The following is an 18348-nucleotide window of genomic DNA, read 5'->3' as shown; positions in this document are numbered from 1 at the left end:
AGATGATCAGGTTGATAGGTTCGAGGTGGAAGCATGGTGACATGTGGAGCTGACGAATACTAATAGATCGAGGACTTAACCATATAATATGTAGCAATGTTATCTAGTTTTGAGAGAACATAAAAAACTTGTTGACTTTTAAAGTAAATAAGTTATAATAATGATTGTCTCAAAAGAATAATGTCTGGTAATGATGGCAGAGAGGTCACACCCGTTCCCATACCGAACACGGAAGTTAAGCTCTCTAGCGCCGATGGTAGTTGGGACCTTGTCCCTGTGAGAGTAGGACGTTGCCAGGCAATATTATTCCGCAGTAGCTCAGCGGTAGAGCTATCGGCTGTTAACCGATCGGTCGTAGGTTCGATTCCTACCTGCGGAGCCATTGGAGAGCTGTCCGAGTTGGCCGAAGGAGCACGATTGGAAATCGTGTATACGTCACAAGCGTATCAAGGGTTCGAATCCCTTGCTCTCCGCCATAGGATTTATAATATTTGGCCCGTTGGTCAAGTGGTTAAGACACCGCCCTTTCACGGCGGTAACACGGGTTCGAATCCCGTACGGGTCACCACTTTGGAGGATTAGCTCAGCTGGGAGAGCACCTGCCTTACAAGCAGGGGGTCGGCGGTTCGATCCCGTCATCCTCCACCATATAAATTTTATATGAATAGTATTATCGCGGGGTGGAGCAGCACGGTAGCTCGTCGGGCTCATAACCCGAAGGTCGCAGGTTCAAATCCTGTCCCCGCAACCAAATGGTCCCGTGGTGTAGTGGTTAACATGCCTGCCTGTCACGCAGGAGATCGCCGGTTCGACCCCGGTCGGGACCGCCATTTTAATAAGGCTCGGTAGCTCAGTCGGTAGAGCAGAGGACTGAAAATCCTCGTGTCGGCGGTTCGATTCCGTCCCGAGCCACCATTTATTTTAATAAAATACGCCGGCTTAGCTCAATTGGTAGAGCAACTGACTTGTAATCAGTAGGTTGGGGGTTCAAGTCCTCTAGCCGGCACCATGTAAGTTTCGGAGGGGTAGCGAAGTGGCTAAACGCGGCGGACTGTAAATCCGCTCCTTCGGGTTCGGCAGTTCGAATCTGCCCCCCTCCACCATTTACATAGGGGCATAGTTTAAAGGTAGAACTGAGGTCTCCAAAACCTCCAGTGTGGGTTCGATTCCTACTGCCCCTGCCAAATATAATTACACAACATGGCGGTTGTGGCGAAGTGGTTAACGCACCGGATTGTGGCTCCGGCATTCGTGGGTTCGATTCCCATCAGTCGCCCCATTTTTATTTTAAAAATTACAAATAATCTAATGGATACTTACATATAATTAAGTAAGAATTCGATGGGCTATAGCCAAGCGGTAAGGCAACGGACTTTGACTCCGTCATGCGCTGGTTCGAATCCAGCTAGCCCAGCCATTTTTGCGGAAGTAGTTCAGTGGTAGAATACAACCTTGCCAAGGTTGGGGTCGCGGGTTCGAATCCCGTCTTCCGCTCCAATAAAATTTAATATGGCGGCATAGCCAAGTGGTAAGGCAGAGGTCTGCAAAACCTTTATCACCGGTTCAAATCCGGTTGCCGCCTTTTCTTTTGTGCCGATGTGGCGGAATTGGCAGACGCGCACGACTCAAAATCGTGTTCCTTCGGGAGTGTCGGTTCGACCCCGACCATCGGTATCATGAACGGCGTAATAAAAGACTCTACACCAAATGTGTAGAGTCTTTTTATGTTTTCATCACACTATAAAATAAGCAAAAATGGTGTGTTGGTGAAATGGTTATAAATGATTAAGGTAAACTATTCATTTAGTACATGCGATACAGTTGGGGAAAACTACAAAACAATAAAGGGATAAATTTTTATCCCTTTATATAATTTCATTATTTTATAGAGAATTTCTCCAACCTGGTGACATGAAGTTAAATCCGACGCCACCAGTAGATATTAGTACATGATCAGCTGTTAATTTCGTAATTTCTAAGAACTTCTTTTCAAACTCTTCTCTGTTGTATTTGTACATAGTTGAGTGGCATGACCACATGTGCGTTGAAGTACTCAACCAGTCTCCTAATTCCTTTAATTCAGAAAACGACTCAAATCGAATTGGTTCATCTAATTTCATGAATCTCACTTGATAGATAGTTGGGTTTAATTTTTCTCTTATTCCTTTAAAAGCATGTGATTTTTTGTCTTTTGAATGTGTCATAATTCACCCTCCATCTTTTCTTCAAATTTTTTCCTGTTTTTATTATACAACAATAGAAAACAATTATGGGAATAATATGGAAATCGTTATTGGCAATATAAAAAGACTCTAACAGAAATGTTAGAGTCTTTTTGTTAAATTATACTATGTGCTTCTAAAATTCGTAATAAACGTAGGAATTCATGTATAATATAACTTGTCGAAAGAACAAAATGATAGTGATTTATATTATGTCTGTAATATGAATCAAAAATGAACTTTTTATATTTCTTTTAAAAATGTGTTGAACACACAATATATTTCATATTAATATTTTTATGTAGATTTAAAACGGGAAAGAGAGTGGAAAGTATGGGCCGTAAATGGAACAATATTAAAGACAAAAAAGCATCAAAAGATGCAAATACAAGCCGTATATACGCGAAATTTGGGCGTGAAATTTATGTGGCAGCAAAACAAGGCGAGCCAGATCCAGAATCAAACCAAGCACTAAGAGTTGTATTAGAGCGTGCGAAAACATACAATGTTCCAAGAACAATTATTGATCGTGCAGTTGAAAAAGCAAAAGGCGGTTCAGAAGAAAATTATGACGAGCTTCGTTATGAAGGATTCGGACCAAATGGAGCTATGGTTATTGTAGATACACTTACAAATAACGTAAACCGTACTGCAGCAGATGTACGAGCTGCATTTAGCAAAAACAGTGGTAATATGGGTGTGAACGGTTCTGTAGCTTACATGTTTGATGCGACAGCTGTTATCGGCCTTGAAGGTAAAACATCAGATGAAGTTCTTGAAATTTTAATGGAAGCAGATGTAGATGCACGTGACATTCTAGAAGAAGAAGATTCTGTTATCGTGTATGCTGAACCAGATCAATTCCATGCAGTACAATCTGCACTTAAAGGTGCTGGCGTTGAGGAGTTTACAGTTGCAGAATTAACAATGCTTGCACAAAGTGATGTAACACTTCCTGAAGATGCTCAAGCACAATTTGAGAAAATGGTTGATGCATTAGAAGATTTAGAAGATGTTCAACAAGTTTATCACAACGTAGACTTAGGAGAGTAATACGATAGATGACCCTTTTCGCTTAGCGGATAGGGTCTTTTTTATGAAGTTAATTAAGGTGATGAAGTATTAAAGGTATTTTGTTGTAGGTAGGGAATATGATTATAGGGATATATAAAATATTCATTATCTCTAGGAGGCTTAATATGGAACATAAGACACCAAAGCATATCGTTGCTGTAGCCGGTTATTTAACAAATGAAAAAAATGAAGTGTTATTAACAAAAGTGCACTGGCGAGCTGATACGTGGGAGTTGCCAGGAGGACAGGTAGAAGAAGGCGAAGCGCTCGATCAAGCTGTCTGTAGGGAAATAAAAGAGGAAACAGGGTTAACGGTGAAGCCTATCGGAATTACAGGCGTTTATTATAATACTTCTATGCATATTCTAGCTGTTGTTTTTAAAGTAGCATATATAAGTGGTGAAATAAAAATTCAACCTGAAGAAATACAAGAGGCTAAATTTGTTGATTTAAATGAAGAGAACATAGATGAGTATATAACGCGTCCTCATATGAAATCCAGAGCGCTTGATGCAATGAGAGCAACACATTTTATTCCGTATGAAACGTGGGAAGTACAGCCGTATAATTTAATAGGAAGATTGTAAAGAAAAGAGTAGCCGATTTGAGATACATTCGAATCACTACTCTTTTTTTGTATACTGTTTAAGAAAAAGGTCAAAATAATAATAGCACTAGTATTGATTCAAGGAACATTTGTTCTGTATAATAAATCTATATGTTATATACATTTAGATTACTAGATAGTCAAAAGTATATATATTTGTAGATGATATAATTAAAGTGTAAAGTGAAAATATAATAGTCTTAAGGGTTTCTCTATTATTGGTTATTCGTACTTTAACATAACCTATATTCAATATTTCAGATGAATAGTAGATAAAAAAATACTGTGATACAATACTTTTTTATCCCACTATTTGCTGGGCAGTAAGCCTGATTGATGAGGGCTCATTAAAGTTTCACTTTATACCTTACAATGATGTAAGGTACGTGTAAGAGAAATCGATGGGATATTTTTTTACAACAATGTATTCTTAAAGTAAGAGTTATATGCTGTGTGGAAAAGAGGTGTTCAAGATGAAAGAACGAGTATTATCTAGGGTGAACTATCATCAAAAAGTTGCATTAAATCCAATGACTAAACTTTTTTATAAAGCCATTATATTATTATTATTGTTAAGTTGTACGTTATTATTCATTGGAAATGTAATGATTGAGAAAAGTGATATTAGTAAATTACATGTACCGGCTAAGTTAGAGGTGCCAGAATCATTAACACATGCATTTATTGCGACAGAAGATAAAAGATTTTATCATCATAACGGTTTAGATTATATAGCAATTATTAGGGCATCTGTTGAGAATATAAAGGCTGGTGGTGTCGTGCAAGGAGGAAGTACAATTACACAGCAGCTATCTAAAAATGCCTTTTTAACGAATGAACGTACATTTTCTCGGAAGTGGAAAGAGATTTTTTATACGAAAAAAATTGAACGCACATTTACGAAGGATGAAATTTTAAAATTATATGTAAGTAATATTTATTATGGAGAAGGAGCATGGGGAATTGAAAAAGCAGCAAACCTTTATTTCGGTAAAAAGGTAAACCAATTAACGTTGGCTGAAAGTGCAATGATGGCTGCTGTAGTAAAAGCACCTGCTTATTACTCACCTGCACAAAATTATGATAAAGCAGTAGAGAGACGTAATGTCGTTTTGAGACTAATGGAGAAAGAAGGCTATATAAGCCATGATGAGTATGTTCAAGCAGTTAGTGAGAAATTGGTAATTCGTCATGATATAAAAATAGAGCAGTCGATGTTAAATAGCGCGCGTAAAAAAGCAGTAAGTTAAGAGAAGTTCCTACAGAGGAGCTTCTTTTTTTGAATAAATTGTGACAAATTGTGACACAATATCGTCACAATTATTGTGTTTTTGTAATTTATGTGAGCGTGTTCATTGCGTGACGTATATAAGTGTTGATATTATGTGTATTGTGTACAATGCTGTATACAGAATATGAATTTAAAGAGGAATGTATATGAAATCAAATAAACTCATGGCTCTTGGTATAGTTTTTTCTATCGCAGTATTAATTGTAATTGGAACAATTGCGTATAGCATCATAAATGACAAAAAAGATAAAGGGAATGAGATGTTTGCTTATTCTACGCAACAATCTTTAGGGAAAGATGATGCTCCAGTTAAGGTAGTTGAATTTGGAGACTTTAAATGTCCTGCTTGTCGTACTTGGGATGTAACAGTATTACCTCGATTAAAAGAAGAGTATATTGATAAAGGCAAAGTGCAGTTATACTTTATTAATTTCCCATTTATTGGAAAAGACTCAGATTTAGGTGCAGCAGCTGGTGAAGCAATTTATAAACAAGATAAAGATTCATTCTGGATCTTCTATGATGAGATCTATCAAAATCAAAAGAAAGATACAGAAGAATGGATTACAGAAGATTTGCTTCTTAGCATTGTGAAAGAGAAACTGCCGAAAGTTAATGTAGAGCAATTTAAGAAAGATTTACACAGTAAAGACATTAAAGAAAAAGTAAGTAAAGATTCAGATCGTGCTCAAAAATTAAAAGTTCAAGGTGCTCCTTCTGTATATGTAAACGGAAATCTTGCAAATCCTGATTTTGATAGTATGAAGAAGGCAATTGATAAAGAATTGAAAAAGTGATGAGGTCTCTCATCACTTTTTCGACTTTTTTCGATAAAATTCTTGCCTCTACTTTTTTTACATGCTATACTACTTTACATAAGTTATTCTAATATCTTATATGTAATTCATATTTGCGGGTGTAGTTTAGTGGTAAAACAAGAGCCTTCCAAGCTCTGGTCGAGAGTTCGATTCTCTTCACCCGCTCCAAATTTTATTAAATGTTTTTCTATAAATTGTGATCAACGCAGTGTTTCGTTTCCGAGATAAACGAGGCATTGCGTTTTTTAATGTTTGAAAAATATAATTACATGCGAAAATAGAAGTAAATAATAGTATTCCAAACGTGAATTACTAACCAATAGAGTGGTTACATAAGGGGTGGATTCATCTGAGGAGGCGATTAAGAGTGGATTTTGAACAATTAAAGCAAGATGTAATTGCGTATAGTAAAACAATTGGCATAGATAAAATAGGCTTTGCGAGCGCTTCTCCTTTTGAGGAATTAAAGCAGCGCTTAATCCAGCAACAACAATTAAATTATCAATCTGGATTTGAAGAGCCTGATATAGAGAAGAGAACGAATCCGCAACTGTTATTACCGGGTGCTAAATCAATTATTGCGATTGCTTTAGCATATCCTTCAAAATTAAAAAATGCACCATTAAGTAAGCGTGGAGAACGCCGTGGGATTTTTTGTCGTGCTTCTTGGGGACAAGATTATCATCTTGTTTTACGAGATCGTTTGCAAAAATTAGAGGCATATTTAATTGAAAAACTTCCTGATATAGAAGTGAAGTCCATGGTTGATACAGGTGAATTAAGTGATCGAGCTGTATCAGAGCGTGCTGGTATTGGATGGAGCGGTAAAAACTGCTCTATTATTACACCAGAATTTGGTTCGTACGTATACTTAGGGGAAATGATTACAAATGTTCCATTCCCGCCAGATAAGCCGATAGAAGATCAATGCGGGGGCTGTACGAAATGTATCGATATTTGTCCTACCGGTGCTTTAATACAGGGGGGACAGTTAGATTCGAAGAAGTGCATTGCGTTTTTAACACAAACGAAAGGATTCCTACCTGAAGAATATCGCGATAAAATAGGAAATCGCATATATGGATGTGATACGTGTCAGACTGTTTGTCCGAAAAATAAAGGAATGGATTTTCATAATCATCCTGAGATGGAGCCGGATCCTGAGCTAGTTAAACCATTATTAACGCCACTTTTAACAATTAGTAATCGTGATTTTAAAGAGAAATATGGGATTATGTCAGGGTCATGGAGAGGGAAAAAGCCACTGCAAAGAAATGCGATTTTAGCATTAGCACATTTTAAAGAAGCATCGGCAATTCCTGATTTAATTGGTGTTATGAAAGATGACCCAAGACCGGTACTACGCGGAACGGCAGCATGGGCACTTGGGAAAATTGGTGGAGACGGCGTCGGCGAAGCTATTGAAAAAGCGATGCAACGTGAGAAAGACGAAGAAGTGCTTCATGAAATGAATCGCGGGCTTGAATTGTTAGCACAGAAAAAAGAGTAGATAATATTTCCCTTTTTCATATTGTAATATGGGAGGGAGACAGAATGGTTGTAAAAACGAAGATTGAAAACCAAGTACAACAATTTTTAGCATATATAACGGAGAAAAGAACGAATGTGGATGGTATTGCTGAGGATTTACTACAAATGGCACTGAGAAAGAAACAATTGTTTCAAAGGCGTAGTGCACATATAGTGAAAGCAACTGCGGATGTTTCTTTCATTAGACAATTAAATAGTAATGACCATCAAGAAATTGATTATCAAATACATTTTAAATATTTAATTAAGCATAAAGAATTATTTTATATTGAAGAGGAACAATTAAAACGAAGAGTTTGTTTAAATAATAGTCGAATTATAGGTGATTCTGCTATTGAAGTGTCAGAAGAAATTAGAATGGGTGAGACATTAGAAAGGGATATTACGAAAGAGAAGTACGGTTCTTATCAGTATAATCGTTTAGAGGCAGTGAAATATGCAGAGCGTTGGTGGGATGACCGGAATCCTATGTATCGTAATTTCCCTGATAATTGTACGAATTTCATTTCTCAATGTCTTCATACTGGAGAAGTACCTATGAACGGGTATCCTAATATTCGTAAAGGATGGTGGCAAAGGGAGAATCAGTGGAGTTGGAGCTGGGCTGTTGCACATTCTTTTTATTGGTATTTGTCAGGTGCTACAACAGGACTTCGAGCAGAGGCGGTAGAGAGGCCAGAAGAACTTATTCTTGGAGATGTCATTGCTTATGATTTCGAGGATGACGGAAGATGGAATCATACGACGATTGTAGTAGCAAAAGATGCAGATGGTATGCCGCTTGTAAATGCACATTCAGCGAATAGCCGTCGACGTTATTGGAACTATGAAGACTCTAGTAAATATACACCACAAATGAAATATAAATTCTTTCATATTATTAATGGGTAGAGATTTTTCGCTCAAGTGGTATAATACGTAGTAGACAAAAAACAGAGGTGAATATCGCGTGGGAGTACATGTTGTTTTATATCAGCCAGAAATTCCAGCAAATACAGGGAATATTGCTCGTACTTGTGCAGCAACTGGAACAGAATTACATTTGATTAGACCGCTTGGATTTTCAACGGATGATAAAATGTTAAAGCGTGCAGGATTAGATTATTGGCAGCACGTAAAAATTACGTATTATGATTCAATTGAAGAATTTTATGAAAAAAATAAAGACGGTGAATTCTTCTATTTAACAAAGTATGGCGAGAAAGCTCATACAGCGTTTGACTATAGCAAGCGTGAGAAGGATTACTATTTTGTATTTGGAAGAGAAACAAACGGCTTACCAGCTAATGTAATCGAAGAAAACTTTGATCATTGTTTACGTATTCCAATGACAGATAAAGTACGTTCATTAAATTTATCTAATACAGCAGCAATTTTAATTTATGAAGCGTTCCGTCAACAAAATTACCCTGGATTAGATTTAGAAATCGTTTATTAAAAGTCGCCATATGGCGACTTTTTTTTATAAAATAAAAATAATATATAATCATACATTTAAAAGAGAGGACATAATCATATAGAATGGGATATATGATTAAAAATAGATAAGACGGGTTGAGATAAATATGAAGGAAGAATATAGTAATCAAAATACCTTTTTAAGTATGATAGATATGGATTTAATTAGACAAGGATTATTACATGCTATTCAAGATTTAGTATTCATATTGAAAGTTATTGATAATGAAACGTTTCAATATATGTATGTGAATAAGATAGGAATGGATTATGCTAGGTTAAGCGAAGAGTGCTATGGAAAAACTTTTGCAGAAGTATTACCAAAAGATATAGCGGGGATATTGCAAAGGCAATATGCAAAAGTAGTGAGAGAAGCGAAAGCACACACCTTTTGTGATGTAGTCAATTTACCAAAAGGTGAGATACATTATGAATCTTCACTTAATCCTGTCTGCGACGAAGAAGGAATATGTCAATTTGTTATTTGTATTACAAGAGATATTACAGCTCAAATTGAGGAGAAGACAAAGATAGAGGAAAAACAAATGTTATTTAAGTCGTTACTGGAATATAATAATGACTCAATTATATCTATAGATTCTATAGGGAGAGTTACATATGCAAATCCGGCAACGTATGAAATATTTGGATACCGGTATGAGGAATTAAATAATAAATTTATTTTTGAATTCATTAATAAAGAATATGAAAAAGATTTTCAAATTATATTTAAGGGATCGATGCAAGGAAAAGCAAAACAAATTGTTTCAAAGAAATATGTTCATAAAGAAGGGTACGAGCTATATATTTCTTTGAGAACTATCCCGATTATTGTGAACGGTGAAATTGTTGGAATTTATATTGTTACGAGAGATGTTACAAGGCAAGTATTAAACGAAATGCGAACAGAATATTTAGCTTACTATGACCAGTTAACGGGATTAATGAATAGAATTTCATGTACAAATAAGTTAAATACTTTTTTAAATGAGAGTGTAAATTTTGCACTTGTATTTATAGATTTAGATGAGTTTCATCGTATTAATGATACATTTGGTCATAAAGAGGGAGATAAAGTATTACAAAAAGTTACAGAATGTTTAAGCAATCTAAAAATAGAAGATATGCACTTATTTAGAGAACACGATGATCAATTTGTTATGTTGATAGAAAATATAACGAAAGAATATGTAGAGGAAGTTGCAAAAAGCATACTGAAAAATATTAGTGAATATTTTGTAATCGAAGAAGAAGATGTATATTTAAGTGCATCAATTGGAATTGTAATGGCTCCAGCAGATGGAGAAGATGAAAAAATACTATTTCAGAGGGTCGATGCTGCTTTAGAAAAAGCAAAAGAAAAAGGAAAAGGACATTATCATTTTTATTGTAGTGGATTAGACTGTGAGCGTGAACAAAGGTTTATAATAGAAAACCAGTTACATCGTGCTATAGAAAAAAATGAATTTTTCTTATATTATCAGCCACAAATTAATATTGAAACGAAAAAAATAGCTAGTATGGAAGCTTTAATAAGGTGGGAGAATAAGGAATTAGGATTTGTTTCTCCAAACCAATTTATTCCATTGGCGGAAAGAACAGGATTTATTATTAAGCTCGATGAATGGGTAGTAAATCAAGTGTGTCAGCAACTGCGCGAATGGTTAAATAAAGGATATGAAGTGGTCCCAATTGCGGTTAATATTTCAGCTAGACACTTTCGTTCTATTACATTAATAGAGATGATTACACGGGCTTTAAATAAGTACAATGTATCAGCTCATTTATTAGCGATAGAGGTTACAGAAGGAGCTCTTATACATAAAGATATATCAAAGAGAGTGTTACTACAATTAAAAGAACAAAATTTAAAGATTCATTTAGATGATTTTGGAACAGGCTATTCATCTTTAAGTTATTTAAAAACATATCCAATTGATACTTTAAAAATTGATCGTTCTTTTATGGAAGGTATACATATAGATGAACGTGATACGAATATTACAGCTGCAATTATTCATTTAGCTCATACTTTAGAATTGAATATAATTGCAGAAGGAGTAGAAAAAAAGGAGCAAATACAGTTTTTGAAAGAAAAGAATGTGAAGCTTGTACAAGGTTATTATTATAGCCGACCACTATCCAAATATGATATGGAAAATATGTATTATAAATAAAAAAATGATGTGCTAAAAGCACATCATTTTTTATGTGTACCTGGTTTGTCATTGTAACCGGATGTAAAAATAGCTGTAAGAAATGTGAGTGATACACCTAAAATTAATAATAATTTCATACTAATATCCTCCTTACTTTTTTCGGTTCATGAGTTTTATTTATTATCCAAAATGTATGTAAGGTTCTTAGAAGAAAAGAATTTATTTATAATGAATAGCAGTGTAAAAACGTTAATACCTATATTATACAGAATTTTCTTTGAATTTTGGAGAGAATTTTAGCGTGCTATTATATATTTCGTTTTGATTTAAAGAATGTTTAAGGACATCCTAGCATACCTTTTATAATAATCCGATTGAACAAGGAGATGGGGGAGGAGCTATAATGGATATTCTAAAAAAGATTGAACAGCATCGAGCAGCAGAAGAACGTTTACAATGGGAAGGTACGTTTGCGGAGTATTTGGAGCTTGTGAAAGAAAGACCATGGGTGGCTCAAACAGCACACTCTCGCATTTACAATATGATAAAAGACGCTGGAATTGAAGAAGTTGATGGTAGAAGAAAGTATAACTTCTTTAGTAATCAGCTCTTTGGATTAGAGGATGCTCTAGAACGTCTTGTAGAGGAATATTTTCATCCATCTGCAAAACGATTAGATGTTAGAAAAAGAATTTTATTATTAATGGGTCCTGTTAGTGGAGGGAAATCAACGTTAGTTACAATGTTGAAACGAGGATTAGAAACATATTCAAGAACAGATCGCGGAGCAATTTTTGCAATTAAAGGATGCCCAATGCACGAGGATCCACTGCATTTAATTCCACATCATTTACGAGATGATTTCTTTGATGAGTATGGGGTTAGAATTGAAGGGAATTTATCACCACTAAATGTCATGCGTTTAGAGCAAGAATACGGATCAAGAATTGAGGATGTAGTTGTAGAGCGTATTTTCTTCTCTGAAGATCGCCGTACAGGGATTGGTACATTTAGCCCGTCTGATCCAAAATCACAGGATATTGCAGATTTAACAGGTAGTCTGGACTTTTCTACGATTGCAGAATATGGTTCAGAATCAGATCCGCGTGCGTATCGATTTGATGGAGAATTAAATAAGGCAAACCGAGGAATGATGGAGTTCCAAGAGATGTTAAAATGCGATGAGAAGTTTTTATGGCACTTATTATCGCTTACGCAAGAAGGAAATTTCAAAGCGGGAAGATTTGCGCTTATTTCAGCAGATGAATTAATTGTAGCGCATACGAATGAAACAGAGTATCGCTCATTTATAGCAAATAAGAAAAATGAAGCATTGCACTCAAGAATTATTGTAATGCCAGTTCCTTATAATTTACGAGTAAGTGAAGAAGAACATATTTATGAAAAAATGATTCGTGAAAGTGATGTATCGAATGTTCACATTGCACCACACACACTTCGCGTTGCAGCAATGTTCACTATTTTAACTCGTTTAAAAGATCCGAAGCGTCCGGATATTGATTTAATTAAAAAGATGCGTTTGTATGATGGAGAAACGGTAGAAGGTTATAATGCGATTGATGTAGAAGAATTACAACGCGAATATCAAGATGAAGGTATGAAGGGTATTGATCCTCGTTATGTCATTAACCGAATTTCGTCTACAATCATTCGAAAAGAGGTACCATCTATTAACGCGTTAGATGTACTTAGATCTTTAAAAGATGGGCTAGATCAGCATCCATCCATTAGTAATGAAGACCGTGAACGTTACATGAACTTCATCTCATTAGCGAGAAAAGAATACGATGAAATCGCGAAGAAAGAAGTACAAAAAGCGTTTGTTTATTCATATGAAGAATCAGCTAAGACGCTTATGGATAATTACTTAGATAACGTTGAGGCGTACTGCAATAAATCGAAATTACGTGATCCGTTAACAGGAGAAGAAATGAGTCCAGATGAAAAATTAATGCGCTCAATTGAAGAGCAAATTGGAATTTCAGAAAATGCTAAGAAAGCGTTCCGTGAAGAGATTTTAATTCGCATTTCTGCTTATGCCCGTAAAGGAAAACGCTTTGATTATAATTCACATGAGCGTCTTCGTGAAGCGATTCAGAAAAAACTATTTGCTGATTTAAAAGATATAGTGAAAATTACAACATCAACGAAAACGCCGGACGAAAATCAGCTTAAGAAAATCAATGATGTTGTTGCGCGTTTAATTGATGAGCATGGCTATAATTCTTCTTCAGCAAATGAATTACTACGCTATGTAGGTAGCTTGTTAAACAGATAGTTTGATAACAAAACGCTGTCTCTTGTATTTTGCGGGACAGCGTTTTATTATCCGTTCATATGTGTATAAAGTGTCATACCTTGTCCAAATGTAATAAATTAAGATGCAATTTTATGAATTTATTGTCAATTATTTTTACAATATGCATATGATAGAGTAACCAACCATTCATACGAAAAAAGCCAACACAATACAATATGTTGCAAAGTAAAAATGTGTGCAACAATGCATTGTGTTTCTTTCTTATCAGTGGCTGAATATTTCTTTCTATTTATGTGAGTGGCAAAATTTTGTTTAGGATGCTCGGGGTATTGTATGAAAAACGTTATAAATGTTTATGGGATGATTTTCTGTGGGCAGTTACCTTTCAAATATTCTAGCTTGCATATTACAGAACAAAATTTATAGATTGCTGTTCATACAGGAAGACAATTACAGTAAGGAGGGAAAGGAATGGGCGAAGAAAATCAACCAAATTATACGATTTCACAGGAAAACTGGTCCCTCCATCGCAAAGGATATGACGACCAACAGCGCCATCAAGAAAAAGTACAAGAGGCAATTAAGAATAATTTACCCGATCTTGTAACAGAAGAAAGTATAGTTATGTCTAATGGCAAGGATGTTGTAAAAATACCAATTCGTTCTCTAGATGAATATAAGATTAGATACAATTATGATAAAAATAAACATGTTGGGCAAGGAAACGGTGACAGCAAAGTTGGTGATGTCGTTGCGAGAGATGGATCAGGTGGTCAAAAACAAAAAGGGCCAGGAAAAGGGCAAGGAGCAGGAGATGCAGCTGGGGAAGATTACTATGAAGCTGAAGTCTCTATTTTAGAATTAGAACAAGCGTTTTTCAGAGAGTTAGAACTGCCTAATTTAAAGAGAAAAGAAATGGATGAAAACCGGATTGAACATGTTGAATTTAATGACATTAGAAAAACAGGATTATGGGGAAATATCGATAAGAAACGAACAATGATATCCGCATATAAACGAAATGCAATGAGTGGTAAGGCATCTTTTCATCCAATTCATCAAGAAGACTTAAAGTTCCGCACTTGGAATGAAGTATTAAAGCCAGATTCAAAAGCTGTTGTATTAGCGATGATGGATACGAGTGGATCGATGGGAATATGGGAGAAATATATGGCACGTAGCTTCTTTTTCTGGATGACAAGATTTTTACGCACAAAGTATGAAACAGTTGATATTGAATTTATTGCTCATCATACAGAAGCGAAAGTCGTTACAGAAGAAGAATTTTTCTCAAAAGGAGAAAGTGGCGGAACAATATGTTCCTCCGTATATAAAAAAGCATTAGAACTTATCGATAATAAATATTCACCAGACCGCTATAATATTTATCCATTCCATTTTTCAGATGGTGATAATTTAACATCAGATAATGCTAGATGTGTAAAGCTTGTTGAAGAGCTAATGAAGAAGTGTAATATGTTTGGGTATGGGGAAGTGAACCAGTATAACCGCCATAGTACACTCATGTCAGCCTATAAAAATATTAAAGATGATAATTTCAGATATTATATTTTAAAGCAAAAAGCAGACGTATTTCATGCGATGAAAAGCTTTTTTAGAGAAGAATCAGGTGAGAAAATGGCATAACCTCTTTTAAAGAGGTTCTTTTTTTGTAAACTTTTTATTTTTCTAGTTGACAATGATAATGAAAATCATTATCATTTATTCGAGAAATGATTACATTTCGAATTATATATTTCGGAGGAGATGTAAAGTTGAAACAAAATAAAAGAAAACGTATAAATGCAATGATTATAGCGGCGGCGTTATCACTTCCGTTTGCTGTTTATTCAACACCTGCTTTAGCGGCAGTAGCAATTGAGGCGAATAAAACTGGACAAGGTTTAGAAGATGGTACATATGACGCTGTTATTAAAGCGTATAAAGATAAAACGAATGAAGAGTCTATGGCAGCTGTTTATATAAAGGATCCGAAATTAACAATTGAGAATGGAAAGAAAATTGTAACAGCAACATTAAGTGATAGTGATTTCTTTCAATACTTGAAAACAGAGGATATTCACACTCCAGGTGTGTTTCATGATGTGAAAGTAATATCAGAAGACAAAAAGAAAAATGGAACGAAAGTGATTCAGTTTGAAGTAGGGGAATTAGGAAAAAGGTATAATATGCGAATGCATATTTATATTCCAACAATGGCCTATGACAATAAGTACCAAGTACAGTTTGAAGTAAATACATTGAATTTAGATAAAGATGTTCCAGAAGCACAAAAGGAAAATAAAGAGGATAAAGTGGATCAACAAGATGCGAATGTAATAGTAGATAAGCAATTACAAAGGCATATTAATAAATATAACTTGAATAGAGAGAATCTAGATACTCCAATAACTAAGGAAGATTTATTAAAAGTTAAATCCTTAATAGTCGTTGAAGCTAAAAGTAAAGGAATAAAAGACGTAAGTGGTCTAGAATATATGACGAACTTAGAAAACTTAACGTTGGAAGAAGTTAAGTTAAAAAATATAAAATTTATCTCGAACTTGAGACAATTGAAATCATTAAGTATAACCTATGGTGAACTTGAAGATATTGGGCCTTTGGCTAAGTTAGAGCATATTGAGTTTTTAACTTTGAGAAACAATAAAATCTCAGATTTAAGCCCATTAAGCCAAATGAAGAAGATTAAAATGCTAGATTTAAATAGTAATTATATAAAAGATATTAAACCATTATTTACAGTGAAGTCTTTAAGGACTTTGACTGTAGCAAATAATCAAATTAGTAATGATAACCTTGCTGGAATTGAGCAATTGAAAAATGTAAAAAACTTATCTTTAAGTAACAATGGACTTACGAATATTGAACATATTACATCAATGAAAAAATTAGTAGAGTTAGATCTTGCTAAAAATGAATTAGAAAACATCGAACCTTTATCAAGATTGTCTACTGTACAATCACTTAATTTAGAAGAAAACTATATTTCAGATATAACGCCACTCAGTCACTTAACAGACTTATATGATTTAAAACTAGGTTCAAATGAAATTCGTGATGTTAGATCAGTTCAAGAACTAGGAAAAAGAATGTATATCGACATTCAAAGACAAAAAATTTTTTTAGATGATGTAGAAAAAGATAAGGAAGTTAAAATACCTATTTATAATTTACAAGGAGAGGCACTTGATACTATTCAATTGAAGAGTGAAGATGGGATCGTTAATAATGGTTCTGTTAAATGGGGGACTACCGGTGAAAAAACATATGAATTTATGTTGGATATAAATCCAGAAGAGAATCGTATTAAGTTTAATGGAACAGTAATTCAAAATGTTGTTGAAAGATTAGACGAAATCAAGGAAACAATAAAAGAGAATAATGAACAAAAGGAAAATGTAATTCTCGATAAAACTTTACAACAACATATTAATAAAGAGAATTTAGGTAGAGAGAATGTAAACGCTCCTATCACAAAAGAAGATTTATTACAGATTAAAAAACTAGAGATACTTAAAGAAAAAGGAAATGAGATAAAAAATATAACAGGTTTAGAGTACATGACGAACTTAGAAAACCTCACTTTAGAAGGAGTAGGCCTGAAAAATATTGAGTTCATCTCAAACTTGAAACAATTGAATAATGTGAATGTATCTCATAATCAAATTGAAGATATAACACCACTATCTTCATTGGAAAATTTACAGTGGTTAAATCTTGCGGACAATCATATTAAAGATGTAACGGTTATTGGTTCCATGCTAAACTTACTTAGTTTAAAATTAGCTGAAAATGAGATTCGTGATGTAAGGCCATTAATACAATTAGGTCAGTGGATAACAATTGATGTTAGAAGACAAAAGGTCATTTTGGATGATGCAGAAATAAATAAAGAAGTGAAAATTTTTGTATATGATTTAGAAGGAGAGCCAATTGAAAAGATTACACTAAAGAGTGAAGGTGGAACACTTACTGATGAGGGAATTATTTGGAGTACTCTAGGGGAAAAAATATATGAATTTGATTTAGATGCAGATCATTATGAGACTGGCATATTATATAGTGGCATTGTCATGCAGAATATAGTAGAAAAATTAATACCGAAAGAAGAAGTAAAAGAGCCAACAAAAAAAGTTGAAGAAGAGAAAGAAGAAGTAAAAGAGCCAACAAAAGAAGTTGAAGAAGAGAAAGAAGAAGTAAAAGAGCCAACAAAAGAAGTTGAAGAAGAGAAAGAAGAAGTAAAAGAGCCAACAAAAGAAGTTGAAGAAGAGAAAGAAGAAGTAAAAGAGCCAACAAAAGAAGTTGAAGAAGAGAAAGAAGAAGTAAAAGAGCCAACAAAAGAAGTTGAAGAAGAGAAAGAAGAAGTAAAAGAACCAACAAAAGAAGTTAAAGAAGAGAAAGAAGAAGTAAAAGAGCCAACAAAAGAAGTCGAAGAAGAGAAAGAAGAAGTAAAAGAGCCAACAAAAGAAGTTGAAGAAGAGAAAGAAGAAGTAAAAGAGCCAACAACAGGAGTTGAAGGATCGAAAGCGAAGGTAAAAGAAACAGGAAAAGAAATTGAAGGTTCAAAAGACGCGGTAAATCAATCAGCAGTAGTCCAAGAACAAAACGTGAATAATCAAGTTGTGAAAGAAAATAAACCAGCTGTTAATAAGCAAGAAGAAAATAAGAAAGCATTAGGAGCAACAGGTGGACAAGAGAATACATCAATATTACTTTCAGGCATAGCGTTAGTTCTTTCAGCGATGAGTATGCTTGTATTTAGAAAGAGATTATTTAAGAAATAAAAAACGTTTTATCTTATTATAACGTAAGATGATTATATGAGTTTTTGAGAAGACATTATCATGGCGATTTCATTTTGAAATA

12 protein-coding genes, 16 tRNA genes and 2 rRNA genes are annotated in these 18348 nt (G+C 34.5%); 29 read left to right on the top strand and 1 reads right to left on the bottom strand.

All coding sequences use genetic code 11. From position 1 onward, the window contains the following. The 17 genes from HMAS_RS25535 to HMAS_RS25455 form a co-directional block, all read left to right on the top strand. A 23S ribosomal RNA gene (locus HMAS_RS25535) occupies positions 1–83 on the top strand; the annotation flags it as partial. Positions 84–183: 100 nt separating this feature from the next. Then, a 5S ribosomal RNA gene (rrf, locus tag HMAS_RS25530) occupies positions 184–299 on the top strand. Between the two features lie 8 nt (positions 300–307). Continuing rightward, a tRNA-Asn gene (locus tag HMAS_RS25525) sits at positions 308–382 on the top strand. Positions 383–384: 2 nt separating this feature from the next. Beyond that, positions 385–476, top strand: a tRNA-Ser gene (locus tag HMAS_RS25520). Between the two features lie 17 nt (positions 477–493). Further along, positions 494–568, top strand: a tRNA-Glu gene (locus HMAS_RS25515). Positions 569–572: 4 nt separating this feature from the next. Further along, positions 573–648, top strand: a tRNA-Val gene (locus tag HMAS_RS25510). Between the two features lie 26 nt (positions 649–674). Further along, positions 675–751 (top strand) — tRNA-Met (locus HMAS_RS25505). Positions 752–754: 3 nt separating this feature from the next. After that, positions 755–830 (top strand) — tRNA-Asp (locus HMAS_RS25500). A 9-nt stretch (positions 831–839) separates the two neighbouring features. Next, positions 840–915, top strand: a tRNA-Phe gene (locus HMAS_RS25495). A gap of 18 nt (positions 916–933) precedes the next feature. Continuing rightward, positions 934–1009, top strand: a tRNA-Thr gene (locus HMAS_RS25490). Between the two features lie 10 nt (positions 1010–1019). After that, positions 1020–1103: transfer RNA gene (locus tag HMAS_RS25485), tRNA-Tyr, on the top strand. A gap of 7 nt (positions 1104–1110) precedes the next feature. Then, positions 1111–1184, top strand: a tRNA-Trp gene (locus tag HMAS_RS25480). A 19-nt stretch (positions 1185–1203) separates the two neighbouring features. Further along, a tRNA-His gene (locus HMAS_RS25475) sits at positions 1204–1279 on the top strand. Between the two features lie 63 nt (positions 1280–1342). Continuing rightward, a tRNA-Gln gene (locus HMAS_RS25470) sits at positions 1343–1417 on the top strand. Positions 1418–1422: 5 nt separating this feature from the next. Continuing rightward, positions 1423–1497: transfer RNA gene (locus tag HMAS_RS25465), tRNA-Gly, on the top strand. Positions 1498–1511: 14 nt separating this feature from the next. Beyond that, positions 1512–1582: transfer RNA gene (locus HMAS_RS25460), tRNA-Cys, on the top strand. 10 nt (positions 1583–1592) lie between these two features. Further along, positions 1593–1674: transfer RNA gene (locus tag HMAS_RS25455), tRNA-Leu, on the top strand. 209 nt (positions 1675–1883) lie between these two features. Here the strand turns inward: HMAS_RS25455 and HMAS_RS25450 are convergent. After that, entirely contained in the window at positions 1884–2204 is a 321-nt protein-coding gene (locus HMAS_RS25450; RefSeq protein WP_000149746.1) for a DUF3884 family protein, read from the bottom strand. 351 nt (positions 2205–2555) lie between these two features. Here HMAS_RS25450 and HMAS_RS25445 point away from each other — a divergent pair, with 351 nt between their 5' ends. The 12 genes from HMAS_RS25445 (at position 2556) to HMAS_RS25390 (ending at position 18266) form a co-directional block, all read left to right on the top strand. Then, positions 2556–3275, top strand: coding sequence for a YebC/PmpR family DNA-binding transcriptional regulator (locus HMAS_RS25445; protein ID WP_000532952.1), 720 nt, complete (start codon positions 2556–2558; stop codon positions 3273–3275). Between the two features lie 146 nt (positions 3276–3421). Beyond that, complete coding sequence (locus HMAS_RS25440) at positions 3422–3883, top strand: NUDIX hydrolase (protein WP_044307498.1); 462 nt, start codon at positions 3422–3424, stop codon at positions 3881–3883. Between the two features lie 493 nt (positions 3884–4376). Beyond that, positions 4377–5153: a transglycosylase domain-containing protein gene (locus tag HMAS_RS25435; protein WP_000664715.1), complete on the top strand. Its 777-nt coding sequence runs from the start codon at positions 4377–4379 to the stop codon at positions 5151–5153. Between the two features lie 187 nt (positions 5154–5340). Then, positions 5341–5991 carry a DsbA family protein gene (locus tag HMAS_RS25430; RefSeq protein ID WP_000841309.1) on the top strand — a complete coding sequence of 217 codons (651 nt, stop codon included), beginning with the start codon at positions 5341–5343 and terminating at the stop codon, positions 5989–5991. A gap of 115 nt (positions 5992–6106) precedes the next feature. Further along, positions 6107–6180, top strand: a tRNA-Gly gene (locus tag HMAS_RS25425). Between the two features lie 199 nt (positions 6181–6379). Then, positions 6380–7522, top strand: coding sequence for a tRNA epoxyqueuosine(34) reductase QueG (gene queG / locus HMAS_RS25420; RefSeq protein ID WP_070179127.1), 1143 nt, complete (start codon positions 6380–6382; stop codon positions 7520–7522). Positions 7523–7566: 44 nt separating this feature from the next. Next, positions 7567–8454: an amidase domain-containing protein gene (locus HMAS_RS25415; RefSeq protein ID WP_000260591.1), complete on the top strand. Its 888-nt coding sequence runs from the start codon at positions 7567–7569 to the stop codon at positions 8452–8454. 58 nt (positions 8455–8512) lie between these two features. Further along, entirely contained in the window at positions 8513–9001 is a 489-nt protein-coding gene (trmL, locus tag HMAS_RS25410) for a tRNA (uridine(34)/cytosine(34)/5-carboxymethylaminomethyluridine(34)-2'-O)-methyltransferase TrmL (protein WP_000538147.1), read from the top strand. Positions 9002–9128: 127 nt separating this feature from the next. Next, positions 9129–11198, top strand: coding sequence for a sensor domain-containing protein (locus HMAS_RS25405; RefSeq protein WP_016121804.1), 2070 nt, complete (start codon positions 9129–9131; stop codon positions 11196–11198). A gap of 385 nt (positions 11199–11583) precedes the next feature. After that, positions 11584–13479, top strand: coding sequence for a PrkA family serine protein kinase (locus HMAS_RS25400; RefSeq protein WP_000353273.1), 1896 nt, complete (start codon positions 11584–11586; stop codon positions 13477–13479). A gap of 453 nt (positions 13480–13932) precedes the next feature. After that, positions 13933–15108: a sporulation protein YhbH gene (yhbH, locus tag HMAS_RS25395; protein ID WP_000503519.1), complete on the top strand. Its 1176-nt coding sequence runs from the start codon at positions 13933–13935 to the stop codon at positions 15106–15108. 128 nt (positions 15109–15236) lie between these two features. Continuing rightward, positions 15237–18266 carry a leucine-rich repeat domain-containing protein gene (locus HMAS_RS25390; protein ID WP_116345088.1) on the top strand — a complete coding sequence of 1010 codons (3030 nt, stop codon included), beginning with the start codon at positions 15237–15239 and terminating at the stop codon, positions 18264–18266. Positions 18267–18348 lie beyond the last annotated feature (82 nt).

It is taken from the genome of Bacillus sp. HMA207, assembly GCF_003402455.1.
In the GTDB taxonomy this organism is placed as follows: domain Bacteria; phylum Bacillota; class Bacilli; order Bacillales; family Bacillaceae_G; genus Bacillus_A; species Bacillus_A cereus.
Note: the sequence above shows the minus strand (reverse complement) of the source record. Positions and strands in the feature narration are given on the sequence as shown.

Coding starts and splice junctions, on each gene's coding strand:
- HMAS_RS25430 (WP_000841309.1), top strand. CDS start 5,341: ATGAAATCAAATAAACTCATGGCTCTTGGTATAGTTTTTTCTATCGCA.
- HMAS_RS25440 (WP_044307498.1), top strand. CDS start 3,422: ATGGAACATAAGACACCAAAGCATATCGTTGCTGTAGCCGGTTATTTA.
- yhbH (WP_000503519.1), top strand. CDS start 13,933: ATGGGCGAAGAAAATCAACCAAATTATACGATTTCACAGGAAAACTGG.
- HMAS_RS25400 (WP_000353273.1), top strand. CDS start 11,584: ATGGATATTCTAAAAAAGATTGAACAGCATCGAGCAGCAGAAGAACGT.
- HMAS_RS25445 (WP_000532952.1), top strand. CDS start 2,556: ATGGGCCGTAAATGGAACAATATTAAAGACAAAAAAGCATCAAAAGAT.
- HMAS_RS25405 (WP_016121804.1), top strand. CDS start 9,129: ATGAAGGAAGAATATAGTAATCAAAATACCTTTTTAAGTATGATAGAT.
- HMAS_RS25450 (WP_000149746.1), bottom strand. CDS start 2,204: ATGACACATTCAAAAGACAAAAAATCACATGCTTTTAAAGGAATAAGA.
- HMAS_RS25415 (WP_000260591.1), top strand. CDS start 7,567: ATGGTTGTAAAAACGAAGATTGAAAACCAAGTACAACAATTTTTAGCA.
- HMAS_RS25435 (WP_000664715.1), top strand. CDS start 4,377: ATGAAAGAACGAGTATTATCTAGGGTGAACTATCATCAAAAAGTTGCA.